Annotated in this window: 17 protein-coding genes; 7 read left to right on the forward strand and 10 right to left on the reverse strand. The window is 64.3% G+C overall.

Translation table 11 applies throughout. The features are described from left to right. Positions 1-158: 158 nt before the first annotated feature. On the forward strand, positions 159-1,736 hold the full coding sequence (guaA, locus tag C6W88_RS10000) for a glutamine-hydrolyzing GMP synthase (protein ID WP_045991086.1): 1,578 nt from the start codon (positions 159-161) through the stop codon (positions 1,734-1,736). Positions 1,737-1,880: 144 nt separating this feature from the next. Here the strand turns inward: guaA and C6W88_RS10005 are convergent, their stop codons facing one another. Further along, a complete protein-coding gene (locus C6W88_RS10005) occupies positions 1,881-2,183 on the reverse strand; it encodes a hypothetical protein (RefSeq protein ID WP_045991267.1) in 303 nt (100 codons plus the stop codon). A 268-nt stretch (positions 2,184-2,451) separates the two neighbouring features. Here C6W88_RS10005 and C6W88_RS10010 point away from each other — a divergent pair, with 268 nt between their 5' ends. Then, entirely contained in the window at positions 2,452-4,173 is a 1,722-nt protein-coding gene (locus C6W88_RS10010; protein ID WP_108132347.1) for a GGDEF domain-containing protein, read from the forward strand. Between the two features lie 148 nt (positions 4,174-4,321). Continuing rightward, positions 4,322-5,113, forward strand: a complete 792-nt coding sequence (locus tag C6W88_RS10015) for an META domain-containing protein (RefSeq protein ID WP_108132348.1) — start codon at positions 4,322-4,324, stop codon at positions 5,111-5,113. A gap of 93 nt (positions 5,114-5,206) precedes the next feature. Here C6W88_RS10015 and C6W88_RS10020 read toward each other — a convergent pair whose 3' ends face one another. Together C6W88_RS10020 and C6W88_RS10025 are read right to left on the reverse strand one after the other, a co-directional pair. Next, positions 5,207-6,307: a GGDEF domain-containing protein gene (locus C6W88_RS10020; RefSeq protein ID WP_108132349.1), complete on the reverse strand. Its 1,101-nt coding sequence runs from the start codon at positions 6,305-6,307 to the stop codon at positions 5,207-5,209. Positions 6,308-6,498: 191 nt separating this feature from the next. After that, positions 6,499-7,218 (reverse strand): YebC/PmpR family DNA-binding transcriptional regulator, encoded by a 720-nt coding sequence (locus C6W88_RS10025; protein ID WP_108132350.1) that lies wholly within the window; start codon positions 7,216-7,218, stop codon positions 6,499-6,501. Positions 7,219-7,374: 156 nt separating this feature from the next. Between C6W88_RS10025 and C6W88_RS10030 the strand changes: the two genes are divergently transcribed. From C6W88_RS10030 to C6W88_RS10045, 4 genes are all read left to right on the forward strand, one after another. Continuing rightward, a complete protein-coding gene (locus tag C6W88_RS10030) occupies positions 7,375-8,562 on the forward strand; it encodes a M24 family metallopeptidase (RefSeq protein WP_108132351.1) in 1,188 nt (395 codons plus the stop codon). 69 nt (positions 8,563-8,631) lie between these two features. Continuing rightward, entirely contained in the window at positions 8,632-10,470 is a 1,839-nt protein-coding gene (locus C6W88_RS10035) for an ABC transporter ATP-binding protein (RefSeq protein WP_108132352.1), read from the forward strand. A gap of 181 nt (positions 10,471-10,651) precedes the next feature. Next, entirely contained in the window at positions 10,652-13,681 is a 3,030-nt protein-coding gene (locus tag C6W88_RS10040; RefSeq protein ID WP_146164649.1) for a bifunctional diguanylate cyclase/phosphodiesterase, read from the forward strand. 43 nt (positions 13,682-13,724) lie between these two features. Continuing rightward, on the forward strand, positions 13,725-14,663 hold the full coding sequence (locus tag C6W88_RS10045; RefSeq protein WP_052704205.1) for a CorA family divalent cation transporter: 939 nt from the start codon (positions 13,725-13,727) through the stop codon (positions 14,661-14,663). Positions 14,664-14,762: 99 nt separating this feature from the next. Here the strand turns inward: C6W88_RS10045 and C6W88_RS10050 are convergent, their stop codons facing one another. From C6W88_RS10050 to C6W88_RS10080, 7 genes are all read right to left on the reverse strand, one after another. Next, on the reverse strand, positions 14,763-16,004 hold the full coding sequence (locus C6W88_RS10050) for an MFS transporter (RefSeq protein ID WP_108132354.1): 1,242 nt from the start codon (positions 16,002-16,004) through the stop codon (positions 14,763-14,765). Beyond that, positions 16,001-16,948 (reverse strand): hydroxymethylglutaryl-CoA lyase, encoded by a 948-nt coding sequence (locus C6W88_RS10055; protein WP_108132355.1) that lies wholly within the window; start codon positions 16,946-16,948, stop codon positions 16,001-16,003. The genes C6W88_RS10050 and C6W88_RS10055 overlap by 4 nt, the downstream gene beginning before the upstream one ends. 19 nt (positions 16,949-16,967) lie before the next feature. Beyond that, on the reverse strand, positions 16,968-17,516 hold the full coding sequence (locus C6W88_RS10060) for a TRAP transporter small permease (RefSeq protein ID WP_108132356.1): 549 nt from the start codon (positions 17,514-17,516) through the stop codon (positions 16,968-16,970). A gap of 7 nt (positions 17,517-17,523) precedes the next feature. Further along, positions 17,524-18,570 (reverse strand): TRAP transporter substrate-binding protein, encoded by a 1,047-nt coding sequence (locus C6W88_RS10065; protein ID WP_045991077.1) that lies wholly within the window; start codon positions 18,568-18,570, stop codon positions 17,524-17,526. A 68-nt stretch (positions 18,571-18,638) separates the two neighbouring features. Beyond that, positions 18,639-19,931 (reverse strand): TRAP transporter large permease, encoded by a 1,293-nt coding sequence (locus C6W88_RS10070; RefSeq protein ID WP_108132357.1) that lies wholly within the window; start codon positions 19,929-19,931, stop codon positions 18,639-18,641. Positions 19,932-19,983: 52 nt separating this feature from the next. Continuing rightward, positions 19,984-21,192: a CaiB/BaiF CoA transferase family protein gene (locus C6W88_RS10075; RefSeq protein ID WP_108132358.1), complete on the reverse strand. Its 1,209-nt coding sequence runs from the start codon at positions 21,190-21,192 to the stop codon at positions 19,984-19,986. Positions 21,193-21,265: 73 nt separating this feature from the next. Then, positions 21,266-21,967 (reverse strand): GntR family transcriptional regulator, encoded by a 702-nt coding sequence (locus C6W88_RS10080; RefSeq protein WP_108132359.1) that lies wholly within the window; start codon positions 21,965-21,967, stop codon positions 21,266-21,268. Between the last annotated feature and the right edge of the window lie 68 nt (positions 21,968-22,035).

The raw sequence follows: 22,035 nt of genomic DNA on the forward strand, positions 1-22,035 counted from the left end.
GTGACGCGCCAGGCGTATCGCACCAGACGCGTTGCACCAGAGGGCGCGCGGGGCGACTCGCCCCTCGTCACCCTGAGCTGGAAGCGGTCCGCCGCTTCCAGCTTTTCGCTTTTCGATTGCTCGGCCCACCGGCCCCACTGCCTGCAAGGTAAGTCCCCATGACCGATATCCACGCCCACAAGATCCTGATCCTCGACTTCGGCTCCCAGTACACCCAGCTGATCGCTCGCCGGGTTCGCGAGATCGGCGTCTACTCCGAGATTCGCGCCTTCGACATCACCGAGGAGGAGATCCGCGAGTATCGCCCCAACGGCATCATCCTGGCCGGTGGCCCGGAGTCGGTGACCGAGCTGGACTCGCCGCGGGCGCCGGCCTGCGTGTTCGAGATGGGGCTGCCGGTGTTCGGTATCTGCTACGGCATGCAGACCATGGCCGAGCAGCTGGGTGGCAAGGTCGAGGGCTCCAACAAGCGCGAGTTCGGCTACGCCCAGATCCGCCTGGACGCCGAGACGGCGCTGTTCAAGGACATCAAGGATCACGTCGATCCGGACAGCGGGCGCGGCCTTTTGGACGTGTGGATGAGTCACGGTGACAAGGTCGCCCAGGTGCCGGAGACCTTCACCGTCACCGCCTCCACCCCGAGCTGCCCGATCGCCGCCATGGCCTGGGAGGAAAAGCGCTTCTACGGCGTACAGTTCCACCCCGAGGTCACCCACACCCTGCAGGGTCAGCGCATCCTCGAGCACTTCGTGCTGGAGATCTGTGGCGCCGAGCGCAACTGGACGCCGGCCAAGATCATCGAGGACCAGATCGCCCGGGTGCGTGACCAGGTCGGTGACCGCCACGTGCTGCTGGGACTGTCAGGCGGGGTCGACTCCTCGGTGGTGGCGGCCCTGTTGCACAAGGCCATCGGCGATCAGCTGACTTGCGTGTTCGTCGACAACGGCCTGCTGCGCAAGAACGAAGGCGATCAGGTGATGGAGACCTTCGCACAGCACATGGGCGTGCGGGTGATCCGCGTCGACGCCGAAGAGCTGTTCCTCGGCAAGCTCGAAGGTGAGGCCGACCCCGAAGCCAAGCGCAAGATCATCGGCAACACCTTCATCGACGTCTTCGACAGCGAAGCGGCCAAGATCGAGGGTGTGGACTTCCTGGCCCAGGGCACCATCTACCCGGACGTGATCGAGTCGGCCGCCGCCAAGACCGGCAAGGCCCACGTGATCAAGTCCCACCACAACGTCGGTGGCCTGCCGGAGACGATGAAGCTCAAGCTGGTCGAGCCGCTGCGTGAGCTGTTCAAGGACGAGGTGCGCAAGCTCGGCCTGGAACTCGGCCTGCCCTACGACATGGTCTACCGTCACCCCTTCCCGGGGCCGGGCCTGGGCGTGCGTATCCTCGGCGAGGTCAAGAAGGAGTACGCCGACATCCTGCGCGAGGCCGACGCCATCTTCATCGAAGAGCTGCACAACTCCGGCTGGTACCACAAGACCAGCCAGGCCTTCGCGGTGTTCCTGCCGGTCAAGTCCGTCGGTGTGGTCGGTGATGGCCGCCGCTACGAATGGGTCATCGCCCTGCGTGCCGTCGAGACCATCGACTTCATGACCGCCCGCTGGGCCCACCTGCCCTACGAACTGCTGGAGAAGGTCTCCAACCGTATCATCAACGAGCTGTCCGGGGTCTCCCGCGTCACCTACGACGTCTCGTCCAAGCCGCCGGCGACGATCGAGTGGGAATGATCCCTGATCCGACGACCTGACGGCGTCGGTGCAATGTTCGAAAACCACAACACCCGCCACTTGGCGGGTGTTGTGCGTTCAGGTGCAGACTATTGGCCCGGGCCTGGCGCACCATCAAGCCGCGCCGGTCTGGGACTCTGTCGTTCAATCGCTCTCGTACAGTTCTGCCTTGGCGTCACGCATGATGTCCTCGCAGGCGGCCTGCTGGGCCAGCTCGGTCATCAGGGTCTGGGAAAGGGCAAAGCCCTTGCCCAGGCAACGATCCACATCGTCCTTGGCGATGGAGGGCTGGACATCCACATCCAGAATCAGGGTGCGGCGGCCTCCTTCGAGACGGTCTGCCATCTGCCTGAGCTGCCAGGCCAGGCGATTCTTCCAGCTTGCGGTCTGCTCTGCGCCCTCGGTCACGTTGAGGGTACATTGCCACTGAGGTTTGTAGACCTTCATGTGAACCTCCTTGCTGGTGAAGTGAGCGATCTCCTGTTCTTTCATCACGTTCAGGTCCCAGCATACTCGCATATGACGTCCTTGCCACTCCCTCCCTCGGGGGCGCTACCTCAACCCTGTTGGGTCGTCTCGTGTAAGTGAGTCCTTGCTGGGGGATTTGGGCACTATCCTTCCTCTGGGTTGAAACTTCGCTGGCGGCACAGTGCCGCAGGAAAGGTATGCCGGAAGGAAGCGGCTACACTGAGTCTGGGCGACAAGGAGTGCTGCGATGCAGTGGGGCGGCGGAGGTGAGTCGGGCAGAGGCATGGGGCGGCTTTGGCTTTTGTTGACCGCGATGGTGGTGCTGCTGGCGTGGGAGCTGGCGGGGGAGGCCTCACGCCCACAGCCCAATGTGTCGCTGTGGGTACTCGACCACCAGGGGCAGCAACCACCGGAGAAAGGAGCGCTTTCTACGGTTACCGCAGAGTCTCTCGATGAGCAGGTCAGCCTGGGACTCAAGGCGCATCCGGTATGGCTGCGACTGAGGGTGGTGGGTGCTCTGCCCGGGCAGCGCCTGGTGCTGTCCAATCCTCTGGTTCAGGGAGTCGAGCTGCTGGTCTGTGACGACTCGGGGTGTCGCCCCGTCGCGAGGGAGACGCATTTTGCCGATGATCCGGGGCTCGCTGCTGCCTTGCCCCAGTTCCGCTTGCCTGTGGCAACGAATGAACTGCTGTTGCGCGTCGAGACCGATCAGGCGATACGCTTCAATGTGCAGGTACTGGATGACGTCGATCTGCACCGTTACTGGCGTGACTTGTTGCTGGGGCAGGGGCTCTATTTCGGCTTGATTGCGGGCCTGGTGATCTACAACAGCCTTCTGCTGTTCAGTCTTCGCGATACCAACTACCTCTGGTATCTGGGGTTCTTGAGTGGAGCGGGCGCTTACTTCTTGTGTCAGAACGGCTTGCTGCTGCTTTATTTTCCGCAGATGGGGGCACGCCTGAACGAGGCCTTGCTGCTGACGGCCCTGTCGGTGATCAGCATCTGCGGGTTGCAGTTCTGCCGGCGTTTTCTGATGACGGCGCGCCAGGACCCGAGAGTGGACTCGTTGATGCGGTGGCTGTGCTGGCTCCTGGCGCTGGCCGCCGCCATCGCCTGGCTGCTGCCGAGCTTCTTGACCGTGGTGTTCTATTCGCTGCTGGGGGTGCTGACGCTAACGGCTTTTCTGCTGTCGTCGGTGCGTGGCTTGTGGCGTGGCTTTCGCCCCGCTCAGTGGCTGTTGATGGCATGGTCGGTGCTGGTGGTCGGGGTGGTCCTGTTGCTGCTGGTGACCTATGGGTTGTCCCCCCACAACTTCTGGACGCTGCACGGTTTCCAGATCGGTTCCGCGCTGGAGGCCATCCTCTTGTCGCTGGCCCTGGCCGATCGCATCAGTCTGTTGCAGCGCGAGCGAGAGACGCTGCTGGAGGAGAAGGCGCGGTTGCACGGCATGAGCTATCTCGATGGTCTTACTGGTGTGCACAATCGCCGCTATCTCGACGAAGCCTTGCCCGCTGCGGTGGCCCAGGCCGAGGTAAGCGGGCGACCACTGTCGTTGATCATGCTGGATATCGATAACTTCAAGCGATTCAACGATGGCTGGGGGCATGCCGAGGGCGATCGCGCGCTGCAGCACCTGGGCAAGGTGATCGAGGAGGTCGTGCGCGACATCGATCCGGTGTGTCGTTACGGGGGAGAAGAGTTCGTGATTCTTCTCAAGGAGCGCGACGAGCATCAGGCGCTGGATATCGCCGAACGCATTCGCAAGGGGCTGGCGACGACGCCATTGACGCTGCTCACCGGAGAGCAGGTGTTGTTGACCTGTACCCTGGGGGTGGCCAAGCGACTGGAGGGCGAGAGCGCCTCAGCCCTGTTGCGGCGGGCCGACCAGGCGCTGTATCGAGGCAAGTACGCCGGCCGCGATCGGGTGGTGCTGAATGCCTCCGGTGGCGTCGCCTCGACGACCTCATGAAGGTACCTTCTGAAGTCTGGCGTCTGGCCGGTTCCCTGATCTTCGACATGCGCAGGCGTGGAACCCTTGGCAGGATGGCGGTCCAAGATGCGTTATATGTTGCCACAGCCGTGTGCCAGCATCGTTTCTTCAACACCAAGGGGGCACCATGAAACCGACTCCAGGAACTCTACGCCAGTCGCGTCTGTGGGGGACGGCCTGGCTGTTGCTGCTGATGGCCGGTTGTACCGGGGCGTCGTCGAGTGGCACCGGGTCGAGCGAGTCGTTCCAGGCAGAGGCATCCAGCCTGGCGCCACTTCCTGCGAGCTTTCGTGGTGAAGTGTCCTGTGATGACTGCAAGGCGGTACGTCTCGATCTGGCGCTCGATGACGGGGGGCGATATCTGCTCAAGGAGACGCATCTGGGACCCGGCGAGCAACCTCGCCGCCGCCACCGGGGTCAGTGGAAGTTGACGGATGGCGAACTGTCGCTGGGCGAGCCCGCCCCTGAGGCGGCGCAGCGGTGGCAAGTCGCGCAGGGGGGCGATCTTGTGTCGCAGGCGTCGCGTACGCCAGATGGCGCGTCTGCCCGCCTGGCGCGGCTGCCCGAACCGCTGCGTGAGCCACTGGAAGAGCGCTACTGGAAGCTGGTGCAAGTCGACGGAGAAGTCGCTGTCGACGGTTCTGCGCATATCGTGCTGCACACCCAGGAGGGTCGCCTGGCCGGATCCGGAGGGTGCAACCGCCTGATGGGAAGTTACCAGCGGGAGGGGGATGCGCTGTCGCTGGCTCCGCTGGCCACTACCAGGAAGGCCTGCCAGGGGCCTGTCATGGCCCAGGAGCGCGCGCTGGTCGAGGCACTGGGGGCCACTAGAGCGTTTCGTCTGCTGGCCGATGAGCTTGAACTGCTCGATGAAAACGACAAGGTGCTGGCGCGCTTCGAGGTGGTCCACCTGACCTGAGTCCTGCCTCAAGGCAGGCTTTGACGGGCGGCATTTGATTGGCGTGGGAGCGATGACCGAGGGCTGTCCAGGTGGTCGCTTGGCGCTTGCCGGCTAGAGCGGCGGAGGGACCTGCTCCTCTGACCCATCGCTGATGATCCGGTCCCGACCTTCGGCCTTGGCTCGGTAAAGCAGGTGATCGGCGCGATTGATCAGCAGATCGTAGTGCATGCCGGGCGTATGGCTGGTCACGCCGACGCTGACGGTCAAGGAAATGACGTCGCCGTTGTGCATGATGGGCAGGCTGCGAAGGCGCTCCTGGAAACCTTCGAGCACCGGCAGGATCTCGTTCAAGTCGGCGCCGGGGAAGATCAGCAGGAATTCCTCGCCGCCCCAGCGGCAGAGTACATCCGAGCGGCGAAAGTGGCGCACCAGCAAATCGGAAATCTGGATCAGGCACTGGTCGCCGACCTTGTGCCCATGCTTGTCGTTGATCAGCTTGAAATGATCGATATCGATCAGCGCGAGGCTGTAGGGCGTGTTGGTGCCATCCTGTCTGTCGCCTGATAACTGGCGCAGGTATTCGCCGGCAAAACGACGGTTGTGCAGGCCGGTGAGGGCATCACGGGTCGCCATGCTGGTCAGCGTTTCTTCCTGGGTCTCGTAGACGTGGCGGGCCAGCATGGCGAAGCCGACCATGGTGAACAGCGCACAGGAGAGGTTCAGGGTCGCCAGCATCAGCGGGAAGCCGGGGCCGCTTTCCAGCGGAAACATCTGGGACAGCGGGAACTCCAGGAACAGGAAGATCAGCATCCCCATCAGACCGAGCACCAGCGCGACCCACTTGACCGAGTGGGTGACGGCCGCCCAGCAGGACAGTGTCAGCAGGTAGAAGTGGAAGCCGGCGGAGGTACCCAGGATCACGGTGGCGATGATGGCGTGGCAGTAAGCCTCGGTGGTGATCAGGTAGACCGCGCGGTCCTGCTCGCCATGTTGATTGGCGAGATAGGCGCCAAGCCACATGGCCACGCTGATCACGTTGATCAGTGCCAGCAGCGAGTGATCGAGCACCCAGAACAGTGGAATGAAGAGGAAGTGCACCGCCGCACCCATCAGACTGGCCCAGCGGGTGAGCAGGTGCTTGCGAAGATTGCGGTGTCGAATGTTGTCCGGGCGTTGTGCGGCAGCCTGGGTCAGGGTTGAAAATGGGGCCATGCACGGAAACTCGCTCTCGGTGGAAGTAGTCGTCGAAGCGTTCCAACGAACGGTAGAGTCCTCGCAGTTCTATCGAATCCCATGCCCAGAAGCAGTGTCAGGGCAGGGCTCATGCCTGGGTACGAGCCCCTGCCGGGCACTGCGATGCTACTTAACTGTAGCAGTTTCGTCAGTCGAAAGGCGTCGATGCGCTAGGGTAATTCAGCGCTGTGGTAAACGTTCTGGACGTCATCGAGGTCGTTGAGCATGTCGAGCAGCTTTTCGAACATGGCCAGGTCATCCCCCTCCACCGGCGTGGTGGCCTGGGGCAGGAACTGGATCTCGTCGATCTCGAACTCCTCGGCGCCGAGGGATTCGCGCAGCGCCTGACGCGCCTTGGCGTAGTCGGTTGGCGGAGCAAACACGGTGATCAGGCCGTTCTCGTTCTCGATGTCGGTGACATCCACGTCGGCTTCCATCAAGGCTTCCAGCGCGGCTTCTTCATCCTCGCCGGTGTAGGCGAGGATCGCCAGATGGTCGAACATGTGGCTGACGCTGCCCGGTGTGCCGATCTTGCTCTTGGTCTTGGTGAAGCAGGCACGAACGTCGCCGAAGGTCCGGTTGGGATTGTCGGTCAGACATTCGACGATCACCATGGCGTTGCCGGGACCGAAGCCCTCATAGCGTGCCAGCGAGTAGTCCTCGCCGCCGACGCCCGACGCCTTCTCCAGCGCCCGATCGATGACATGACCCGGTACCTGGTCCTTCTTGGCGCGGTCGAGAAGGCTGCGCAGCGACAGATTGGCGTTCGGATCGACGCCTCCGGACTTGGCGCAGACGTAGATCTCGCGTCCGTACTTGCTGTAGACCTTGGTCTTGGCGGCGGCCGTCTTGGCCATGGATTCCTTGCGGTTCTGGAAGGCCCTGCCCATTGCGTATTCCTGTGGCGTGTCTACACGAGTCTGGAATTCTACGAGAGTCCGCCCCTCGGCGAGAAGTCTTATTTCCCCTTGGCTTGCCCGGGATCGCCTGGAAGACGAACCGGCTTAACTGTCTACACTGTGGTGAATCGATCAAGGAGACGGCCAATGGATCACCATCAGTACCGCCAGGCCCTGGCGGTAGAGCACGCCGGAAGCGAACTGCCGTTTGCCGCCGAGGAGTTCGATCGCCGGCTGGCGCGCGCTCGCGATGCCATGCAGCGACAGGGGCTGGACGCCCTGCTGCTGTGCCAGGCGGCGGACATCTTCTATCTGTGTGGCTATCACACCTTCGAAGTCTCCGTGCACGCGGCCCTGGTGGTCACCCCTTCGCGCACGCTGCTGCAGGTGGCGTCCATCGAGACCGGGCCCGCCGTGGTGACGGCGAGGGTCGATGAAGTGGTCGGCTATCGCTGGGAAGCCCTCGATGAGGTGATCGATCCGTTGGCTGACGCCTTGGCGGACAGTCACGACATCGGCATCGATGGCAGCAGTAGCGGTCTACGGTTTGGCCTGATGCGTCATCTGCAGGGGCGACTCGGTGGCGATCGCTTCCATGATCGGGCCGGTGGCCTGATGGCGAGCTTGAGACTGGTCAAGAGCGACGCCGAACTCGATTGCCTGACGCGCAGCGCCAAGATGACATCGCTTGGGCTTGCGCGTGCCATCGAGGTGGTCGAGCCCGGTGTCACCGACAACCAGGTGGCCGCCGTAGGTGCCCAGGTGATGCTCGAGGCCGGCAGCGAATTTTTCAGCCTTGCCCCGATCGTCACCAGCGGGTCGCGCAGTGGCATCATCCACGTCAACCACAAACGCCGGGGCATCGCTTCGGGCGATGCGGTGTTCCTCGAGTTTGGTGCTGTCTGGCAGCGCTACACCGCGCCGACCATGCGCACGGTGGTGGTCGGGCCGATCAGCGACGAGATGCGCCTCGCCGCCGACCTGTGTGTCGAGATGGAGGCCCGCATGTGCGAGGCCATGACGCCTGGCACACCTTTCGAAGACGTCGCCCGGCTCGCCGATGCTATCCTGGCGCCACACCGCGAACGCTTCTTCCATTCAGGGGTTTACGGCTACGCGGTCGGTGCCCAGTTTCCGCCGAGCTGGGTGGAAGGCACGGGTTTTCTCGCCGCCGGGCAGACCACGCCGCTTGCCCGCAACATGGTCTTCCACCTGCCGCTGTGTCTGCGCTTGCCGGGAGGTTTCGGCATCGGTCTAAGCAATACGGTGAGGGTCACCGATCGAGGCGCGATGCGCCTGACCGACCATGACATGGCACTGGTGCACCGACCATGACAGGACACGCCGCATGAACGGCACAAGGGTATGATGAGCGGCTGGCGTCATGCGATACGAGAGCGGAACATGCTGCGTTTTTTCGAGAGGCTGGTGGATCCCTATCCCGACCAGCCCGAATCGGTACCCGCGGACCGGTTGTGGCCCTTCGTGCTCCACTACTCGCGTCCCTTCACCGGGCTGTTGGCGGCCATGGCGGTGGTCACGGCGCTGGTCTCCATCGCCGAGGTGGTGTTCTTCACCGCCATGGGCGAACTGGTGGACTGGCTGGCCGAAGCCGACCGTGAGGGCTTTGTCGACACCCACCTGACCAGCTTGATCGGCCTGGGAGCGGCGGTGCTGGCAGGACTGCCACTTCTGGTGTTTTTGCTGTCGTTGATCACCCACCAGGGAATCTTCGGCAACTACCCCATGCTCGGGCGCTGGCTCTCCCATCGGCTGATGCTCGAGCAGAGCCTGTCGTTCTTTCATGACGAGTTTGCCGGGCGCGTCTCGCAGAAGGTGATGCAGACCGCGCTGGCCATGCGCGAGACCGTCACCAAGGTGCTCGACATGCTGGTCTATGTGCTGGTGTATTTCACCGGCGCGCTGGTGGTGCTGGGGGCCGCCGAGCCCTGGTTGATGGCTCCTCTGGTGCTATGGCTTGCGGGCTACCTGGCATTGATGAGGGTTTTTATCCCCCGGCTGCGCCGAGTGTCCATGGCCCAGGCGGACGCGCGGGCGGTGATGACCGGGCGGGTCGTGGACAGCTACAGCAATATCCAGACGATCAAGCTGTTTGCCGATGCCGGGGCGGAGCGGGCCTACGCCCGGGAAGCCATGGATGGCTTCATGGGAACGGTACATCGGCAGATGCGCCTGGCCACCTGGCTATCGGTGTCGTTGGCGACCCTCAATACCCTGCTGCTGGTGGGTATGGCGGGACTGGTCGTACTGGCCTGGTATCACCGCTGGGTGTCCCTTGGTGAAACGGCGGTGGCGATCGGTCTGGTCATGCGGGTGCGCTCCATGTCCGACTGGATCCTGTGGGAAGTCGCTGGCCTGTTCGAGAATGTCGGCACCGTTCAGGACGGTATCAACACCCTGTCGCGTATCCCCGAAGTGCAGGATCGACCAGCGGCCCCTGCGCTGCGGGTCCAGCACGGCGAGATTCGTTTCGAGGACGTGGTCTTTGGCTACGCCCGGGGAAGCCAGGTGGGCCCCAGGGTGTTCGACGGTTTCGATCTGAACATTTCCCCGGGCGAAAAGGTGGGCATCATCGGCCGCTCCGGCGCCGGCAAGTCGACCCTGGCGTCGCTGCTGATGCGCTTTCATGATCTGCAGGCCGGGCAGATAACGATCGATGGTCAGAATATCGCCGAGGTCACCCAGGCATCGCTGCGTCGACAGATCGGTATGGTGACCCAGGATACGTCCCTGCTGCATCGATCGCTGCGCGAGAATCTGACCTACGGTTGTCGAGACTGCAGCGAAGAAAGGTTGTGGCAGGCGGTGCGTCAGGCGCATGTTCACGAGTTTATCGAGGATCTGGTCGATCCTCATGGGCGTCGGGGCCTGGATGCACAGGTGGGAGAGCGCGGTGTGACCCTATCCGGGGGGCAGCGCCAGCGGATCGCCATCGCTCGGGTGTTGCTCAAGGATGCGCCGATCCTGGTGCTCGACGAGGCCACCTCGGCGCTGGACTCCGAGGTGGAAGCGGCAATTCAGCAGCATCTCTATACCCTGATGGAGGGCAAGACCGTCATCGCCATTGCCCATCGTCTGTCGACCATCGCCATGCTCGATCGACTGGTAATCATCGACAAGGGGCGCATCGTCGAGATGGGTGAGCACGAATCTTTGCTGGCCCGGGATGGCCTCTATGCTTCCCTGTGGCGCCGCCAGGTCGGAGGTTTTCTGGGGGAATGATGGACCATGGTCAGCTTGGTGTGATCAAGAAACTAGGCGGTTTAATGCGCGAGTGGTGCGCAAGTACTGCGCAAGTAGTGCAGGGTTGGCTATGATCACTCGTCCATGCCCAAGACAGTCGACGGAATCTGGATGCGCACCTTCCACATGAATGCTCTAGAGGCGAAACGACGACGTGTCCGTGTCAGTTGATCCATCCCCCTTTGTGACGAATGCGTCCGACTCGGGGCGTCGTCGTGCCATTGCGCTCTATGTGACCGCCTTGATGCTGCTGGTCGCCAGCATCGTGTGGACCCTCAGGGGCCAGTATCTGGCCGAGGTGGAGCGTGTGGAGCAACGTCTCGACGCGCGAGCGGAGGTGGTCGAGGCGCTGGTGGCCGAGCCTTTTGACGTCGCGACTCACGCGCTTGCCGGGCTACTGGCTCTCGATGAAATGATCAATCCTGCCGGCAATGGGCCGCCGATGGCACCCTTGCTCAGGGAGCGAACCAGGTCCCTTCCCCTGGTAGAAGACCTGGCGATCCTCTCGGACCCGACAAGCGCAGAAGCTCGCTTTTTCGAGGGTTGGTTACCCCAGGATGCGTTTCTTCGACAGTTGGCCGGATTGAGGAGGGGAGAGACCCTGGTTTCGTCTCTGCACTATTCGCCGTCTGCCGGCGAATATCGCATGACTCTGGTGCAACGGAGCACGGCAGAGACCACTCAGATGCATGTTGCCATGGCATCGATCGACCCTCGACCCCTGGCGGAAGCGATCAAGGGGTTCGGCCTGATGCAGGGAGAAAGCATCGCCCTGGTCGACAGCGAGGCACGGCTGGTGGTCCGCGTGCCTGCGGCTGGGCTGGCGCCGGGAGAATTGGTGTCGCAGGCGGGAAGTCGATCGCTGACCGCGGACGCGCCGGATACGCTTCACTTTCGTCAGCAATCCCCGCTGGATGGTCAGGAGCGGTTGTTCGTGGCGAGGCGAGTGGCCGAACTGCCTCTGTGGCTGGTGCTGGGCTACAGTCACGAGGCGTTGCTGTCGGGCTGGAGCCAGCGCCTGTGGCCACTGGTAGTGCTGGGGGCGTTGCTGGCCCTGCTCGGATTATGGTTGCTGCGTCACGTGCTGGCGCAGGGGCGTGCCCAGCTGGCGTTGCAGGGGGAGGTGGTCGAACGGCAGCGCGCCGAACAGGCCGCCCACCGCCGTGAAGCTCGCTTGAAGGCGTTGATCGGTTCCATGCAGGACCTGGTACTGGTGCTGGATCGCGGTGGCCACTTCTCCTTTGTCCATGCCGGAGACGAAGCCTTGCTGCTGGCACCGCCGGAGGTCCTGGTCGGCAGCCACTACCGCGCCTTTCTGCCGCCGGACATCGCCAGACGTCTGGACGAGGCGCTGGCCGAGGTGGCGGCCAGCGGTGAAGTACGTCGGTTTGATTATTCTCTGAGCGTAGGTGGCGGCCCCCGTGACTTCAGTGCATTGATCAGTCCGCTGCTCAGCGGTGATGGGGAGCATGACGGTGTCCTGCTGGTAGTGCGTGATGTCACCCTGGAGCGGTTGCATCAGGCCAACATGAGCATTGCCGCGGTAGCCTTCGAGACCCACCTGGGCATGATGATCACCGATGTCGATGGCCGCATTCTCAAGGTCAATCGGACCTTTACCGACATCACCGGCTATCGCGAAGACGAGGTCCAGGGGAGTCGCCCAGACATCCTGCGCTCGGGGCGACATGACGAACACTTCTATCGACAGCTATGGCAGCGGATCGGCGATACCGGTGCCTGGCAGGGCGAGATCTGGAATCGTCGCAAGAGCGGAGACATCTATCCTCAATGGCTGACCATCAGCGCGGTGCGTGACGAGCGGGGCCAGCTGCGCAACTACGTGGCGACGCTCAGCGACATCACCGAGCGCAAGGCGGCGGAGGAAGAAATTCATCAGCTTGCCTTCTTCGACCCGCTGACGGGCCTGGCCAATCGACGCCTGCTGCTCGATCGACTCGGCGAAAAACTGGAACGTTGTCAGCGGGATGGCTGTTACGGCGCACTGCTGCTCATTGATTTCGATAACTTCAAGCAGGTCAACGATACCCTCGGCCACCACGGCGGTGACGAGCTGCTCAGAGAAGCCGCCCGTCGCTTCGAGTCGGTATTGCGCGAGGAGGATACCCTGGCACGCCTCAGCGCCGATGAGTTCGTGGTGGTCCTCGAAGGCGTGGGCGTGGAACTCGAGACCGCGGTGCGCGTGGCCGATACCGTTGCTCGCAAGCTGCTGAACACGCTGGATATGCCGGTCTGGATCGAAGGACGTCCGGTGTCGCCGAATGCGCGCGTCGGTATCAGTCCGTTTCGCGACGAGGTCTCTCGCGAACGGTTGTTGCAGCAGGCCGACATGGCCTTGTTCCAGGCCAAGAGTCAGACCGCCAGCGACGTCTGCTTCTTCGACCCGGGGATGCAGCGACGGATGCAGCAGCGTGCTCAGCTATACGAAGACCTGCTTGGCGCGCTGGCACGCTCTGAGCTGTATCTGGTCTACCAGAAGCAGGTCGATCAGCTTGATTGTGTCACCGGGGTCGAGGCGCTGATCCGCTGGCGACACCCCGACAGGGGCCTCGTTCCGCCGTCCGAGTTCATTCCGCTGGCCGAGGAGCGCCCACTGATCCATGAACTCGGTCTCTGGGTCATCGAGCAGGCCTGCCTGACGCTGGTGGATTGGGTGCAGCAGGGTGATGACAGCACCAGGACCGTGTCGGTCAACGTCAGTCCCAGGCAGTTTCAGGATCCCGGCTTCGTTGCCCGGGTCAGTGATATCCTCGCGCGCACCGGGGCGCCGGCCCGGCGTCTCAAGCTTGAGGTGACCGAGTCGCTGTTCGTGGCGGATCGCGACGGGGTCGAGCGCACCATGACGCGGCTCAAGGCACTGGGCGTGACCTTCGCGCTGGACGACTTCGGCACCGGCTACTCGTCGCTGGCCTATTTGAAGCGTCTGCCGCTGGACGAGCTGAAGATCGACCAGTCCTTCGTTCGCGACGTGCTCGACAACGCCACCAGCTCCGCCATCGTGGCAAGCACCATTGCTCTGGCTCGCAGCCTGGGGCTTGATGTGATTGCCGAGGGAGTGGAGTCAGCGGAGCAGCGGGACTGGCTTCATCGACACGGTTGCCACCGCTACCAGGGCTTTTTGTACGGACAGCCGGCGCCGCTGTCCGAGCTTGATTTCTCGACCTTGTAAGCGGCGGGCGCGGCCCGCCTGATGAACACCTGATGGAGCCTGCATGACCGCGCCTTTTTTCATCGACGCCTGGTCGTTTGGCCAGGAAGTCCGCCAGTTGCCCGAGCCAGCGCCTGGCCCGCTTCAGGCAGGCGCCTGGTACCACTTTCAGCGGGATGCCGAAGCCACCTGCGAGCGCCTCGAGCTGGCAGGAATCCCCGAATCCGCCATCGACGGCGTGCTGGCCGAGGACACCCGGCCGCGCTTCGAGACCCTCGGCGACGGCAACTTCCTGTTGATTCTGCGTGGGGTCAACCTCAACCAGGGCGAGCAGCCCGACGACATGCTCAGTATCCGCATCCTCTATTACGATGGGGTGCTGATTTCCACCCGCAAGCTGCCTTCCCGGGCCATCGCCGACATACGCCGTGAGCTCGAGCAGGGCAAGGGGCCTGACGATCTGGGAGCAGTGGTGGTGGATATCATCGAAAAGCTCCACGAGCGCATCGAGGATTTCGTCGAGCCCTTCGACGCCACCATCGCCGCCCAGGAAGAAGAGCCTGAGGCCGACAACACCGTCCTGATGTCGCTGAACAAGCGGTTGATCAAGCTGCGTCGCTTCCTCAAGCCCCAGCGCTACGCCATTGAAGCGATGATCGACAGCCTGCCACCGCTGCTTGCCGATGATCGATTCGATCTGGCCAATGCCCGCGACACCATCCAGCGAATCAACGAGTCGGTGGACTTCTATCTTGAGCATGTAGGCATGGTTCAGCAGTACCAGACCCATCAGCACACCGAAAAGGTCAACCGCAACACCTACCTGCTGTCGATCATCTCCGGCATCTTCCTGCCGATCAGCTTTCTGACTGGCCTGCTGGGCGTGAATATCGGCGGCATGCCTGGCGTCGACAATCCCATGTCCTTCGCCCTGTTCTGCACCTTCATGGTGGTGCTGGTGGCGGTGGAGCTGGTGGTGCTCAAGCGCTGGCGTTTTATCTAGGCCCCGTCAGCCACTTGAGCCAGCCGCTTGAACCAGTCGCTTGAGCCAGCCGCTTCAACGACCCTTGGCCGCCGAACGCTGGTCACACCGCGTCGACGGTCAGCCGGGAGCGGCGATGGCCCGTCGCGCCTTCAGCAGAAAGCCAAGGCCCACCAGGGCAAGTCCCGCCAACAGCCCGAACAGGGCGGTATAGCTGCCGAACAGCCCATGTAGCGCACCCAGCAGGGGTAGCCCGACAAGCACCCCGCTGTAGGTCAGCACCAGGCAGCCACCGGCGGCGTCGGCCACCCGTTCGGCGGGGGCCAGACGGGTGATCTCGGCCATGAACACGCCGTTCCAGCCAAGCGCCGACAGGCTCATGAGGCACAGCACCGCGACCATTGTCCAGCGCGGCCAGTCGGCGTCCATGGTGGCGATGGCCAGGCCGCTACCGGCGCTCAGGCAGGCCAGCCCCATCAGGGTGATCAGGCGATCGTCGAGGATATCGCCGACAAGGCCCCACAGCACTCGGCCGATGATGCCGAAGACCTGGACTGCGGACATGGTGGCGCCGGCGACGACCAGGCCGACGCCCAGATCCTCGACCAGCAGCGCCACGGTGAAGGCCGAGACCGATAGCTGGATGGCAGAAAAGCAGAGACTCAAGAGGGCCAGATAGCGCAGCGCCGGGCGCTGCCAGACGACCTGGAGCCCGGCCAGGGGGGTGGTCAGCCAAGGAGTGCGAGGGTCGCGCTCGCGGTCCCAGTGATGGCGCTGAACCTGCAATAGCAGAATACCGATGACGGCGACCAGGAACAGGCAGCCCAGAGCCGCCTGCCAGCCGATGGCCAGCGCCAGGGCGGGGGCGACAAGGCCCGCCAGCACGCCACCCAAGGGCACCCCGGTCTGCTTGAGCGAGAACACCAGGCCCTGGCGGTGACGCGGAGTAACCCGAAACAGCAAAAGCGACGCGGAGGGGTTGGTCAGGCCATAGCCGAGCCCGGCGATCAGCGAGGCCAGGGCGAAGGTGGCCAGCGACGGCAGGGTCAGCAGCGCCGCGCCGCCGCCAAGCAGCCCCAGCGCCAGCTGGCTGACTCGACAGGGGCCATAGCGTCGGGTCAGAGGCCCGCCGACCAGCGAGGTCAGCATGGCGCCACCGAAGATCAGGCTGACCTGGATACCCACGGTGGCGGTGGAAACCCCCAACGAGTCTGCCAGGGTCGGCGCGATGGCCGAGGGAAACAGCGCCACCAGCGACGAGAAGGCCAGCACCAGGGTGGTGGCCAGCAGGGCGATACCGACCTGGGGAGGCGGTGAGGGTGGTAAAGAGGGAGCTGGAGAGGGCGCCGTTTGCTGGTTCATGCCCCCGCGTCTGCCCCGGCCAGGCCTTCACGCGGAACCCGCCGCAGGTGGCTTTCGGTCTTGCCGCCGGGCAGTGCCGCGATCAAGTCGGCCGCGTGCAGCAGCGCGCCAAGATCGATGTCACCTGCCATCCCGCCCCCCTGCAGGGCGTAGACCAGGTCTTCGCTGGCGGTATTGCCGGTGGCCCCCGGAGCGAAGGGACAACCGCCGAGGCCGGCGCAGGCGGCGTCGAGTGCGGTGGCACCGTGGCGGGCTGCGAACAGGGCGTTGGCCACGCCCATGCCGAAGGTGTCGTGGCCGTGGAACGCCCAGGACAGGGCGGGGGATCGGTGGCGCTCGGTCAGCTCGGTGAAGTGGGCCGCCACCTGGAAGGGCGTCGCGCGACCGGTGGTGTCGCACAGGGCGACTTCCACCGGCAACTCGCCGGTGATGGCGAGCGCCTTAGTGAGCACCTCATCGACCCGGCGCCAGTCGACCCTGCCGTCGAAGGGGCAGTCGAAGCTGGTGCCAAGGTCCAGGCGCAGGGCGGTGTTGCCCTTGGCGCGAACCGCCTCGACCACACGGGCGAAGGCCGCCAACGATTCATCCACCGACTGGCGCACATTGTTGCGGTTGTGCGCCTCGGACACCGAGACCACGTAGACCAGCTCGCTGACATCGTGTTCAAGCGCAAGCTCGGCTCCCTTGAGGTTGGGAACAAGCGCGGAGAATCTCACATCGCGGCGATGGGCGAAGGCGCGAATCAGCTCGCCGGTGTCCGCCATCTGGGGAATCGCTCGGGGGCTGACGAAGGAGCCGATCTCCATGCGTCGGATGCCGGCGTCGAGCAGCGCCTGGATGACCTCGATCTTGCGCTCTGTCGGCAGCGGATCGGCGATCGACTGGAAGCCGTCGCGCGGGGCGACCTCGACCAGTTCGATCGGGGCGGGTGACGTGGTGGTCATGCGGGAGTCTCCGTCGGGTTCAAGGGTGGGTGGCATCGATGTGATCGGAGCCGTCCGGCGGCGGCAGTGGGGCTCCGCGGGAAAGGCTCGCCAGGGTGTCGATCAGAAACTGAAGGCCGAGTGCGGTAAAGCCGATCGGCAGCAGCGCGTAGGGGATGCCCATGGGGGTGCCGAGGGCGCTGGACACCCGTTCGCCGTACTCGAAGGCCTGGGCCGCCATCAGATAACCGCGCCAGGCGAGGATCGCGCAGAACGTCATCCCGGCAAGACCAGTGAACACTTCCAGCAGCCGACGCGCCTTGGCGGGAAGCTTGTCCTTGAAGAAGGTGATACGGATATGGGCGTCGAAGCGTTGGGCCTCGGCGGCTCCCATCACCGCCAGATACACCAGCAGGAAGGAGTTGATCTCCAGGCTCCAGTGGGTGGGGGCGGAGAAGGCGTAGCGCATGACGGTGTCGTAGCAGATCGACACCGTCATGAACACCAGCACCGCCATCGAGGCCAGGCGCAGGATGGCGAGTACGCCATCCCAGCCCTTGAGGGGGATCCTCTGTGCGTGCGCTTTCATGGCGATCTCAGGCCTGTCCCAGCGCGAGCTTGATGGCGCGTTCGCCGAGTTCCTCACCGACCTCGCCTTTCCAGTGGTCCCATACCTTGTGGGTGGCCTCGTTGAAGGCGGCCAGATCCTCGTCGCTGGGGGCGATGATCTCGACGTTCTCCTCGCGCACCTGGGGCCAGTACTCGTTGGGATAGATATCGTCGTTGCAGTGGCTGATGAAGTTCTCGTCGTACCAGCGGGCGGCATCTTCGAGGATCGCACGGCTGTCGTCGTCGAGGCTGTCCCAGCGGTCACGCAGCATGAAGGGCGCCACCGAGAAGCCGGTGATCGGCAGCTGGTAGCACACGTCCACCTGCTCCTGCAGGCTGCGCCCGATGATGGTGGAGATATTGAACACGCCGGCGTCCACGGTACCGCGCTGCAGCGCCATGTAGGTCTCGGACGAAGGAATGCGCACCGCACCGATGTCGTAGGCCTCCAGCGCCGAGGTGGCCTCGAAGCTGACCACCCTGACCTTCTTGCCGCGAATGTCCTCGAGGCTGCGCACCGCGTTGTCCTGGGTGCTCCAGATGTATTCGGGCTCGAGGATGCCGCCGCCGGAGGTCAGCATGTAGAGGTTTTCCTTGGCCAGCTCCTCATTGATCAGGTCGAACAGCGGGCTGCCCTGACGCAGCCGCTCGGGGTGGCGGTACAGCTCGCCGACGACACCGGGCAGCCCGGTGATGCCGAGGATCGGCAGCGAGCGGGTGATGTAGGAGGTGGTGTGGAACATGAAGTCGATATTGCGCGAGCGCAGTGCGGGAAGCTGTTCGTCGGCCTTGAGCAGCTGGCCCGAGTCGTAGAAATCGACCTCGAGCACGTCGCCGCCGTTGTCGCGCAGGTAGTTGACGAAGCCGGCGGAGCCATAGGTCAGCGCCTTGTAGGACGGTGGCAGGTAGGTCACGCCGGTGAAGGTGGTGGCGGCGCGGGCATGGCGTGGCATCAGCGCCTGGGGGCCCAGCAGCGAGGCCCCCGCGGTGGCGAAGGCGGTGGTCTTGAGCAGTTGGCGGCGGGTCAGGTTCATGGGAATGTCTCCGTCTTGTCATTGTCGTTGTTGCCCCTGGCCAGCGGGGCGAGTGAATCGGGGCCCCTTCAGTGCATCAGGCTCGGTAGCCACAGGCTGATGCTGGGGAAGAACACGAACAGCATCAGCACCAGGAACTGCACCGCCACGAAGGGCAGCGCGCTCTTGATGATCTCCTCCACCGACAGCTCCGGGCAGACGCCCCTGAGCGCGTAGAGGTTGAGTCCCACCGGCGGGGTGATCACCGCGATCTCCAGGTTCAGCACCATGACGATGCCGAACCACAGGGGGTCATAGCCCATGGCCTGGATCAGCGGCAGCAGCACCGGCGTGGTGACCACGATCAGCGAGACCGCATCGACGATCATGCCGAGCAGGATCAGCAGCAGCATGACCGCCAGCAGGATCGCCCAGTCCGGCAGGCCCGAGGCGGTCAGCGATTCGGTCAGTAGCTGCGGCACCCGCACCATGTTGAGGTAGTCGCCGAAGATCTTGGCGCAGCCGATGATCAGCAGGATGGCGCCGCTGACTCGCGCGGTGCTGGCCAGGATGCGGCCGAAGGAGGCAAGCGTCAGGCAACGGAAGATCAGCGCGGCGATCACGAAGGCGCCGAAGGCGCCGATGCCGGCGGCCTCGCTGGGGGTGGCCAGTCCAGAATAGATAGAGCCAAGCACCACCAGCACCAGCAGGGCGGCGTGCCAGATGTGGGCAAGGCTGGCGAAGCGCTCGCGCCAGCTGAAGCGTTGCTCGACGCTGGGCGCTTCCTCGGGCTTCAGACTCACCCGGATAAAGATGTAGAGCGACAGCGCCAGGGCCAGTACCACCCCGGGGACGATACCGCCGATGAACAGGTCGGCCACCGATACGCTGGCCACGGCGCCATAGATGATGAAGGGCACACTGGGCGGGATCAGCATCGCCAGGGCGCCGGCGCTGACCACCGCACCGGCGGCCAGCGAGCGGCTGTAGCCGCGCTCGAGCATCTGCGGTACGGCGATCGAACCGACCGCGGCGACGCCGGCCAGGCTCACTCCGGACACCGCGCCGAACACCGCCGAGGCACCCACCGAGGAGATCGCCAGGCTACCCCTGAGCCAGTGCAGCCACCTCACCGCCGCCTGGAACAGGTTGTTGCCCACCGGCGTAGCACCGAGCAGGTTGCCCATCAATATGAACAGCGGCAGGGCGATCAGTTCGAAGGCATTGAGCTGGCCAAACAGCGATGACGGCGCGAAGAAGAACGCCATGGAGCCCCGGGCCATGTACAGGCCGGCGAGCCCGGCCAGCCCCAGGGACAGAAAGATCGGCAGGCCGACGGCGATCAATACGATCAGCAGCGCCAGGACGAGTAGGGGTTCCATGCAAGAGCCTCTAGGTTGTTGTTGTCGGCAGAGTGGTCGCTGGTTGGCGGTGCTAGATCACGCTGTCCTTGCGCAGGGCATCGATGCTGTTCTGGTCGAGTTCCAGCCAGTCGCCGAGCACCGCCTCGGTGTGCTCGCCCAGGCCCGGACCGACCTGGCGTACCTTGCCAGGCGTCTGCGACAGCCGCGGAAAGACGTTCTGCATCGGCAGCGGCTTGCCGTGGCGGTCCGGCACCTCGACGATGGAGCCGCGCTCCTTGATGTGTTCGTCTTCGAGCATGTCCTTGGCGGTGTACACCAGGCCCGCCGGGACACCGGCGTCGGCCAGCAGGTCGACGATATGCTGGGCATCGTGGTGGGCGGTCCAGGCGGCGATCAGCTCGTCGATGGCCTGCTGGTTCTCGCCTCGCGCGCGATGGTCGGCATAGTCCGGATGATCGGCCAGGGTGGGCTGACCCATGGCCTCGCACAGCCGGCGGAAGACGGTGTCCTGATTGGCGCCGATGATGACGTCCCGGCCGTCCCTGGCGGGATAGGCGTTGGACGGCGCGATCTTGGGCAGGAAGCTGCCTGCGCGCTCACGGATCTTGCCGGCCCGGGCGTAGTCGGGGATCAGGCTCTCCATCATCGCCATCACCGCCTCGAAGATGGCACTGTCCACCACCTGGCCACGCCCGGTCTTCTCGCGCTGGTGCAGCGCCAGCAACGCGCCCATGGCGCCCTGGACCCCGGCCAGGGTGTCGCCCAGCGAAATCCCCACCCTGACCGGGGGGCGGTCCGGGTAGCCGCTGATGTAGCGCAGCCCGCCCATGGCTTCGCACACCGCCGCGAAACCGGCACGCGACGCGTAGGGACCGTCCTGGCCGAAGCCGGTGACCCGCACCATGATCAGCCCCGGGTTGTCGGCCGACAGGCTCTGGTAGTCCAGGCCCCAGCGCTCCATGGTGCCGGGGCGGAAGTTTTCGATCAGCACATCGGCCTTGGCCGCCAGTCGCCGCAGCAGGTCCTGGCCCTCGGGCTTGCGCAGATCGAGGGTCAGCGACTGCTTGTTGCGGGCGATCACGTTCCACCACAGCGGTTCGCCGCTCTCGTCGGTCTGGCCCCATTGGCGCATGGCGTCGCCCTTGCCCGGTGGCTCGATCTTGACCACCTGGGCGCCGAAGTCGGCCAGTACCTGGCCGCAGGTGGGCCCGGCGATAAGCTGGCCGAGTTCGAGCACCTTGAGGTCGTCCAGCGGGAGTGAGGCGATAAGCTCGTTCATGTTGGAGGTCCGTGGTCAGAGGTCGAGGGTGGAAGATGAAGGGTGAAACGCAAAAAGGGCCGCGTCGGGAGGATCACGGGGGCGATGAGGTCGCGGTCGAGGTGTCGACGGTCACGTGCAGTACCCGCGCGGCCAGCAGATGGGCGCGCATCACGTTCTCCGCCCAGGCGGCGTTGCCGGCGCCGATGGCGATCAGCATCTCGCGGTGGTGCTGCATGCTGCGCTTGAGCGCCGAGCGGTCGTAGCTGGCGAAATTACGTCGGATGATCGAGGTACGCACCACGCTCTCGAGGATCTGGGCCAGACGCTGGTTGTCGCTGGCCTGGATCAACAGGCGGTGAAACTCGTGGTTGAGCGAGGCCAGCTCGCTGTGGCCCGCACCATCGAGGGGGCTCTCGGTCAGGGCCTCCATGCGCGAGGCCAGGTCATCCAGATGGGCGAGGGTGTCAGCGTCGATGTGTCGGCAGGCGAGTCCGACCGCCATGGGTTCGAGTACCAGGCGCAGTTCGAACACTTCACGGGCGTCCTTTTCGGTCCACTCGGCCACCCTGGCGCCCTGATGGGGGATGGCCTCGAGCCAGCCCTCGGAGACCAGCTCCCGCAGTGCCTCGCGGACCGGGGTACGGCTGACCTCGAGTTCCCGGGCAACCGCCGCCTCACGCACGAATTCGAGCGGTCGATAGGCGCCGTCGAGGATGCGTTGCTTGATGGCTTCATGGACCTGGGCGGTGGCCGTGCGGGCACCGCTGGCTTCGAGCGGGGTGGTCGGAGTCACGAGGAAATCTCTTACATTGCATACAATCGTAAGAGTAGAGGGCTTTATGGCTGGGCGAAGTTAGACTT

The sequence above is a fragment of the Halomonas litopenaei genome, assembly GCF_003045775.1.
In the GTDB taxonomy this organism is placed as follows: Bacteria; Pseudomonadota; Gammaproteobacteria; order Pseudomonadales; family Halomonadaceae; genus Halomonas; species Halomonas litopenaei.